Annotated in this window: 1 protein-coding gene; it reads left to right on the top strand. The window is 44.9% G+C overall.

From position 1 onward, the window contains the following. The coding region (locus tag L0P31_RS09320) for a DUF1542 domain-containing protein (protein WP_238096659.1) at positions 1–234 on the top strand (234 nt) is incomplete at both ends.

Here is a 234-nt window from a genome sequence, read left to right as displayed (position 1 = left end):
ATGCTAAGGCAAAAGCCGACGCAGCGAAGACTGCAATCGACAAAGCGACAACAAATGCAGCGGTAGAACAAGCTAAAAATGATGGAGCAACAAGTGTATCTTCAGTAACTCCAACACCAACAGCTAAACCGGCTGCAAAACAAGCCATCGATGACGCATTGAAAGCCAAGAATAACGCAATTGATGCGAACAATGACTTAACAGACGAAGAAAAAACTGCGGCGAAAGCTGATG

The sequence above is a fragment of the Streptococcus mitis genome, assembly GCF_022137125.1.
GTDB classification, from domain to species: domain Bacteria; phylum Bacillota; class Bacilli; order Lactobacillales; family Streptococcaceae; genus Streptococcus; species Streptococcus mitis_CE.
The sequence above is the reverse complement of the archived record's forward strand: the minus strand, read 5'-3'. Positions and strand labels throughout refer to the sequence as shown.